Genomic DNA, 7168 nt, shown 5'->3' with positions numbered 1-7168 from the left:
AACCACCAAAATGGTTTCATTTTTGCTTTATATATAAATGCATAGTGCAAGGTTAATTTTAGCCAGTGACCTGCTAAACCAATATCTCCAAAGGTTTTTCCTAATTGTCTACCTTGCGTTCTTGGATATTTTACATAATCGGGAACAATTGGAAATGTCGTAATGCTCACCCCACTACCTGATGTTAATCCATAACCTGCTGATGCAATACACGCAGCGCCCATATTTCCCATGGATCCTTTGTGGTTTAAAGATGGTTTGCCATTTTTAACGGAGTCAATAATATTATCGGCTACAATCCGAGCTGATATTCCGGATGGCATACCAGTTCTTGGTGGAGCAGGTGTAATATCTGTTCCATTTTTACTGGTTCTGGGTTTTGAAATTGGATGTGGTGGCGCAAAAGCAATTCCTGGCGCAAAAATATTTTTATAAGTTGGATTTTGGTAGGTTTCTGGCCAATCTTGAACGGTCCATTTTTCATAGGGCTTTACAGTATAATCGGCATCCACAATCATAAAGCCTCTAAAAAGTTTATCGGTAATATCCTCATTGTTTTTGCCAAAAGCTTTAAATCCGTGTCCAGCAAATGCAGGAATTAGCATAGCAAAATCGTAGGTTTCAGTTTTGAATTCACCTTCTAAATTTTCGTAATGCGCAATGCCATCTTCAATTTTATTAACCGCCGAACCCAAAATCCATTTTATGCCCCTGTCTTCAAAAACCATCTCAATCATTTCATGGGACTTCATGGTCATACTTTTGTAACTTAATAGCATACCATCCATACCGAAATCGCCTAATCTATATTCATTGGATATCCAAGTTACTTCTGCCATATCGCGTACTTTATGACGGCGTAATTCTTGTTCCACATTCAAAATATACTCGAATGCGGCACCTTGGCAAGTAGATTTCGCATGTCCAGTACCAATTAATATTTTTACTTTTTTTCCGTTTTTCATTTCTTGGATAAGTGCATCTAAAGCTTCCCAGGCATGATCAGCGTGCGTATATGTACAAACCGAATATGCTTTATTTTGACCAGGAATTAAACCTTCAGTTGCTTCAAAGTCTAATTTTGGACCTGTACCGTTTATAAGGTAATCGTACGTAACTTTTTCTTGCTCACCTTTATTTTCACCTTTCACATATTCCACCATAACATATGGTTTCACTTCTTGCTTATCGCCTTCTGGATGAAACGTTATGGCCTTGGCTTGTTTATAACCAATGTTTTTCCTTTTGTATAAAGGTGCTAGTGGAAATAGAATTTGTTTCGACTTCATTCTACCAATACCTACCCAAATATTTGATGGAATCCATTGGTAATTACTATTGGGTGACACTACTAAAACTTCATGTTGTTTTGGTAATTTTCTGCGCAAATGAGCTGCTGCTACATGCCCAGAAATACCTGCTCCGAGAATAACTATTTTAGCCATTGTTCTAATTTTTATTAAAGGTATGCTACTATTAAACATTGCACAGTAACTTTGGTTACATACATACCGAATGATATTATCATTTTCTGTTAGTAAATCGATGAATCTATTTTAATTATTATTATTATTATTATTATTATTTAAATAATAGAACGTGGTATTTATATGAATAAATCTTCTATTATAATATACGAGAATTGTTTTAACTTATAATGTTTTTCTATTCAATTATTTATCAGTGAACCTTTTACATGTGTTTTTATTGAGGTTTAGTAAATGAGAAAAATGAAAACCTGTTGTTTAAATATGTTTTTTTATTATTTAAGAATTTTTTAACAGACAAGTAGAGTTAAGGTTAATAATCAAACCTATTCTTTTCTTATGTTTGTTTAACCAAAAATCGAGTTTTATTAAGTCTTTTATGTAGATATTCAATTTTGAAATCTGTTACTTTTCAATAATAATTTTAATTAATGTACTAGGTAATTAAATATTATTTGAGCAATTAATTATTGCAGTTTAACCTTTTAGCTCTTTAGTGAATTATGAATAGCATTATTGATCAACTTATAGAAGAGTTTCAACTCCCCCTTCAAAACCCTGTATTAATTTTTTCTTTAATTCTTTTTATTATTTTGTTAGCACCGGTGGTGTTAAATAGAATTCGAATTCCAGGTATTATTGGACTTATAGTATCAGGGATAATAATTGGTCCTGCAGGATTAAATATTTTGGAAAAAAGTCTATTTGTCGATGTTTTTTCTACAATAGGACTTCTTTATATTATGTTCATTGCTGGTTTGGAGTTGGATCTAAATGAATTTAAAGCAACCAGAAATAAAAGTTTGCTTTTTGGATTTCTTACTTTTACTATTCCCCTAGGTATAGGGTTTCCAGTATGTCATTATTTGTTGGGATTTGATTTTAATGCCAGCTTGCTTACTTCAAGTATGTTTGCAACACATACTTTAGTAACATACCCCATAGTCAGTAAACTAGGTGTGTCTAAAAATGCTGCTGTTGCCATAACAGTGGGTGGAACTATTATTACGGACACAGCTGTTCTTATTATGCTAGCTGTAATTTTAGGATCTCATAATGGCGGATTAACACAAGAATTTTGGATTCGTTTAGGTGTATCATTGGCTGTTTTTTCTGCAATTATGTTTCTAGTTATACCAAGAATTGCAAAATGGTTTTTCCGAAAGTTAGAAAGTGAAAAGCATTCGCATTATATTTTTGTGCTGTCGGTAGTTTTCTTTTCTGCATTTTTGGCTGAAATGGCTGGATTGGAATCAATTATAGGAGCTTTCGTTGCGGGATTAGCTTTAAATAAACTTATTCCACACTCTTCGGCACTTATGAATCGTATTGGCTTTATTGGGAACTCGTTGTTCATTCCATTTTTTCTTATAAGTGTTGGAATGCTGGTTGATATAAGTGTAATTTTTAGTGGTCCAATGGCGCTTGTAATAGCCAGTACTTTAACGGTAGTGGCAATTTTAGGAAAGTGGCTTGCTGCATTTTTTACGCAAATAGTTTTCAGATTCTCCAAAGGCCAACGTAAATTGATTTTTGGATTAAGTAGTGCGCACGCGGCTGCAACTTTGGCCGTGATTTTAGTGGGTTACAAAGCAGGAATTTTGGATGATAATATTTTAAACGGAACGGTTGTTCTTATCCTTGTTACCTGTATAATTGCATCTTTTGCTACTGAAAGTGCAGCTAAAGAAATTATTCATAATTCAGATGAAGATGATAGCTTAGAATTAAGTTCCTTAACTAAAGGAGAAACCATTCTTATTCCAATTGCTAATTTGGTTAATATAGAGAAAGTGCTGGATTTTGCCGTTTTAATTAAAGAGAAAAAATCTCCTAATGCATTACACATGTTAACGGTAGTACCTAATACTGATGAGGCTGAAAAAGCTATTTTTAAGTCTAAACAAGGTCTAGAATCATTTATTAAAGAGACTACGGCTTCAGATACTAATGCTAAAATTATGGCCACCATTGATCATAATGCTGCTAGTGGAATTTCCAGGACAGCCAAGGAGATTATGGCAGATATTATCTTGCTAGGATGGCCGCAAAAAACAGGGTTTCTAGATAAATTGATAGGTGATAAAATGGAAAGTATATTAGAGAATACAGATAAAACACTTTTTATATGTGATTTTGAAATGCCTTTGGTAAACCATAAACGATTATTTTTAGTTGTTCCTCCAAATGCAGAGATGGAAGAAGGTTTTGCTATTTGGATCCATAAAATCGCAAAACTATCTTTAGAGTTGTCCATTCCAATTCATCTATATTGTACAAAGGAAACATATACTTCCATTTTGAAATATGCTAAAACCAATAAATTAACTATGACTTTAAATTACCATAATTTTAAAGACTGGGAAGATTTTCTCATTCTTTCTAAAGTCATAAATGATAGCGATTTTATTATATTGGTATCGGCTAGAAGAGGTTATATATCTTATTTTGGTCAATTGGATAAAATTCCAGCTAAACTTGAAAAACATTTTTCTGAATTAAGTAAAATGATTATTTATCCGCAGTAATTCTTTCTGCCAAAATATTTTACTTAAATAAATATAAGGAGTTCTAGAAAAACATAGGACTGTGAAACTTGAGTGTTGTTCTATTTTAATAGTAATTTAACATTGATACGTAACAAAGGTTACAAATAGAGCCTATTCTTTTCTTATGTTTGTCCCATCGTGAAGAATAAAACGTACATATCGACTCTTTTGATATTCATTTTTATGGCAAAATTTCTTGCTGTAGATGCTAATGGATTGAATACGTTTATATCCAACGGTGATATTATGTTGGTAAATCCGTTTTGTAAGAAACACACGAATTCTAAAAATACAGATGATACTGCCAGCTTTTCTCAATTAGATCATGCAAGTGTGCAATTGCTAACTTTAAGTATTAATTGTACAACATCATTTCAATTTGATTTATTCTCGTGGGAAACTAGAGATGCAGAATTTATTACTGTTTTTGACGATCATTTCACGTCCTCATTAAGTTACCGTTATTTAGATAACGTATCACCTCCTCCTCGGACGGCTTAATTTCTATTACTAATTATTTAAAAGTCAATGCTCTCGTTGTAATTCTATTTCTGTAAAAACACAGTCTTATGAATTATAGCATTCTAACATTGAGAAATATCAACAATTCATTTTACATCATTTATAATGACGACCAAAATATTAATTAGTCGCCGTTCCATACAACTCTTACGCATAATGGTGAGCGGTATATTCCTAGTGGCGGGATTAAATCACTTATTAAACGTAGAGAAAACGGCGCAACGCATAGAACAAGTTAATTTTAAAGGTTTCGCCTATTTTTTCGGTGAACCTCAATTACTAGTCATTCTATCAGGTATAGTAATGCTGGCAGCAGGTTTCTTTTTTCTCATAGGTTATAAAACTAAATTGGCGGCTATCGTACTGGTGGCAGTTTTAATTCCCATTACATTAACGGTTCAAGTTGGACAAATTACATCACTTGGACCTCTGTTTAAAAACATAGCAATACTAGGTGGACTTCTATTTTTTATACTCAACGACACCAAAAACACTCAAATATAAATCAATATAAATAAATATGAAAACGTACATTTTTAGTTCAGTCTTATTCATTATGACCCTGTTTGCTCATACAGATATTCAGGCGCAGCAAGTGGATTCCAGTAAAAATAATTATGTGGTACTAACCAAGAAAATCCCACAATTACAACCCATAATTTTAACCGCTCAAGCTTTAAAAGCTGAAGAAGGTAACGATTTTGGGCAATTTAAAGTCATTATTTGCGGAAGGAATATCGGCGATATTACAAATCCCGAAAAAATGAAAAACTTTATTGGTGAAGCCGAAAAAGCAGGAGTGGAGTTAATAGCATGTGGTTTCTCGATGAATAAATTTAAAGTAGATAAATCAAAAATCCCAAATAAAATAAATACCGTAGAAAACGGCATATTACACAATTTTCAATTACAAAAACAAGGGTATAAAAGCTTAAGCCTATAAATTATGAAAAATATTAAACAAACTATTTTAGCAGCCGTTGGTCTATTAGGAATACTAACGTTATCAGTTTCCTGCAAATCAGAAAAAGGAAATGCCTTGACAGAAAACAAGGTCAAGAAAAATGACACAATAAGTATAACCATACTTCAAACGGCGGATATTCATGGGCAATTAGATTCGCACCCCGAATTATTTTGGGAAGATGGCGAGATCGTTTTTAAAGAACGAGGTGGTTTAGCAAACATTAAAACTATTTTTGATGAGGAACGCAAAAAAAATCCAAATAGAACGCTTATTATAGATGGTGGCGATTTAATACAGGGTAGTGGCTATGCAGCATTATCTCAAGGTCGAGTAATGTCCAAAGTCATAAAAAACATGGGTTATGACGTGATCATTCCAGGAAACTGGGAAGTTGTTTACGGTAAAGACATCATGATGGAAGTTATGGAAGATTTTGATACGGAAGTTATTGTTCAGAATATGTACCACGACGAAGATAAAGAACCATTATTTCCAGCTTATACCATAAAAGAAATTGAAGGCGTTCGTTTAGCTTTTATTGGTATTAATGATCCAGATGTTCCAGTAAGACAAAACCCGATTTTTAGTGAAGGAATTGCTTTTAGTGGTTTAGATAATAGCGTGAAGCAATTAGTAGATGATATTAAATTTAAAGAAAAAGCAGATGTTATTTTCTTGGTAACGCATATTGGAATTTTTAAACAAGTAGAATTAGCAAGTAGCCCAATTGCAGAAAATGCGGATTATATATTAGGAAATGATACACACGAGCGCCTGCGAGAAATGATTCAAGGTAAATATGCCAAGGTTACAGAACCAGGTGCATTTGGCTCGTTTGTTGGAAAATTAACGCTTCATTTTGTTGAAGGTAAATTAGTAGGCGATGATTACGATTTAATTGATGTAGATCCTGAAGTTTACCCAGCCAATAAACAGATGCAAGCACTTGTAGATCAAGAAAAAGCACCTTATAAAGATCATTTAGAAACGATAATTGGCTATACAAACGCACCTCTTTATCGTTACTTAACCGTTGAAAATCCAATGGATAATTTATTCACGGATGCAGCAAGATGGAAAACTGGAGCTGATATTTCTATTTCAAACGGTTTTCGTTTTGGTAATCCAGTGGTTCCAGAAAATGGAGAGCCAGCGGCTATTACAAGAGCAAACCTTTGGAATTTACTACCGGTTAATGAAAATGTTAAAACAGGGAAAGCTACTGGTAAACAAATTAAGGATTGGTTAGAAAAGGAAATGCATAATGCGTTTGCGCAAAATCCAACCGAGCGTTTTGGTGGTTGGTTAGTTAGATTCTCTGGAATGGATGTCGATTTTAAAAGTCAGAACCCACGAGGCGAACGTATTTCTAGCATCATAGTAAAAGGTGAAGAAATGAAAGACGACCAATATTATACAATTTCTGCTTGTGTGCGTCCTGGTGATCCAATTGATAACTTGTGTAGAATGTCTGATGTAAAGGATGTGAAAGAAATGAATTATACCATTCATGATGTGATAGAAGAATACCTTAAAGTACATTCACCAGTTTCACCAAAATTAGATGGTCGTGCTTATTGCGATTATTTAGGAGAGTATTCTTTTTCGACGGTTCCAGGAACTGATTATAAATTTCAATAAGT

General features: G+C 33.4%; 6 protein-coding genes. 5 read left to right on the top strand and 1 reads right to left on the bottom strand.

Features of this window, described 5'->3' with window-relative positions:
* Positions 1-1445 (bottom strand): NAD(P)/FAD-dependent oxidoreductase (locus tag BZARG_RS01845; RefSeq protein WP_040287891.1); only part of this gene is annotated, 1445 nt, incomplete at its 3' end.
* Positions 1446-1990: 545 nt separating this feature from the next.
* On the opposite strand from BZARG_RS01845, the gene BZARG_RS01840 reads away from it, so the two are divergent.
* The 5 genes from BZARG_RS01840 (at position 1991) to BZARG_RS01820 (ending at position 7166) form a co-directional block, all read left to right on the top strand.
* Positions 1991-4015: a cation:proton antiporter gene (locus BZARG_RS01840; RefSeq protein WP_008634217.1), complete on the top strand. Its 2025-nt coding sequence runs from the start codon at positions 1991-1993 to the stop codon at positions 4013-4015.
* A gap of 204 nt (positions 4016-4219) precedes the next feature.
* Positions 4220-4537 (top strand): hypothetical protein, encoded by a 318-nt coding sequence (locus tag BZARG_RS01835; protein ID WP_008634306.1) that lies wholly within the window; start codon positions 4220-4222, stop codon positions 4535-4537.
* A 126-nt stretch (positions 4538-4663) separates the two neighbouring features.
* Positions 4664-5062, top strand: a complete 399-nt coding sequence (locus BZARG_RS01830) for a DoxX family protein (protein ID WP_040287890.1) — start codon at positions 4664-4666, stop codon at positions 5060-5062.
* A gap of 16 nt (positions 5063-5078) precedes the next feature.
* Positions 5079-5501, top strand: a complete 423-nt coding sequence (locus tag BZARG_RS01825; RefSeq protein ID WP_040287889.1) for a sulfur reduction protein DsrE — start codon at positions 5079-5081, stop codon at positions 5499-5501.
* A 3-nt stretch (positions 5502-5504) separates the two neighbouring features.
* A complete protein-coding gene (locus tag BZARG_RS01820) occupies positions 5505-7166 on the top strand; it encodes a bifunctional metallophosphatase/5'-nucleotidase (RefSeq protein ID WP_008634166.1) in 1662 nt (553 codons plus the stop codon).
* Positions 7167-7168 lie beyond the last annotated feature (2 nt).

The sequence above is a fragment of the Bizionia argentinensis JUB59 genome (assembly GCF_000224335.1).
GTDB lineage: Bacteria > Bacteroidota > Bacteroidia > Flavobacteriales > Flavobacteriaceae > Algorimicrobium > Algorimicrobium argentinense.
This window is presented reverse-complemented; position numbering and strand designations above follow the sequence as displayed.

Excerpts from the sequence above, each read along its gene's own strand:
- BZARG_RS01820 (WP_008634166.1), top strand. The coding sequence starts at position 5,505 with ATGAAAAATATTAAACAAACTATTTTAGCAGCCGTTGGTCTATTAGGA.
- BZARG_RS01825 (WP_040287889.1), top strand. The coding sequence starts at position 5,079 with ATGAAAACGTACATTTTTAGTTCAGTCTTATTCATTATGACCCTGTTT.
- BZARG_RS01830 (WP_040287890.1), top strand. The coding sequence starts at position 4,664 with ATGACGACCAAAATATTAATTAGTCGCCGTTCCATACAACTCTTACGC.
- BZARG_RS01835 (WP_008634306.1), top strand. The coding sequence starts at position 4,220 with ATGGCAAAATTTCTTGCTGTAGATGCTAATGGATTGAATACGTTTATA.
- BZARG_RS01840 (WP_008634217.1), top strand. The coding sequence starts at position 1,991 with ATGAATAGCATTATTGATCAACTTATAGAAGAGTTTCAACTCCCCCTT.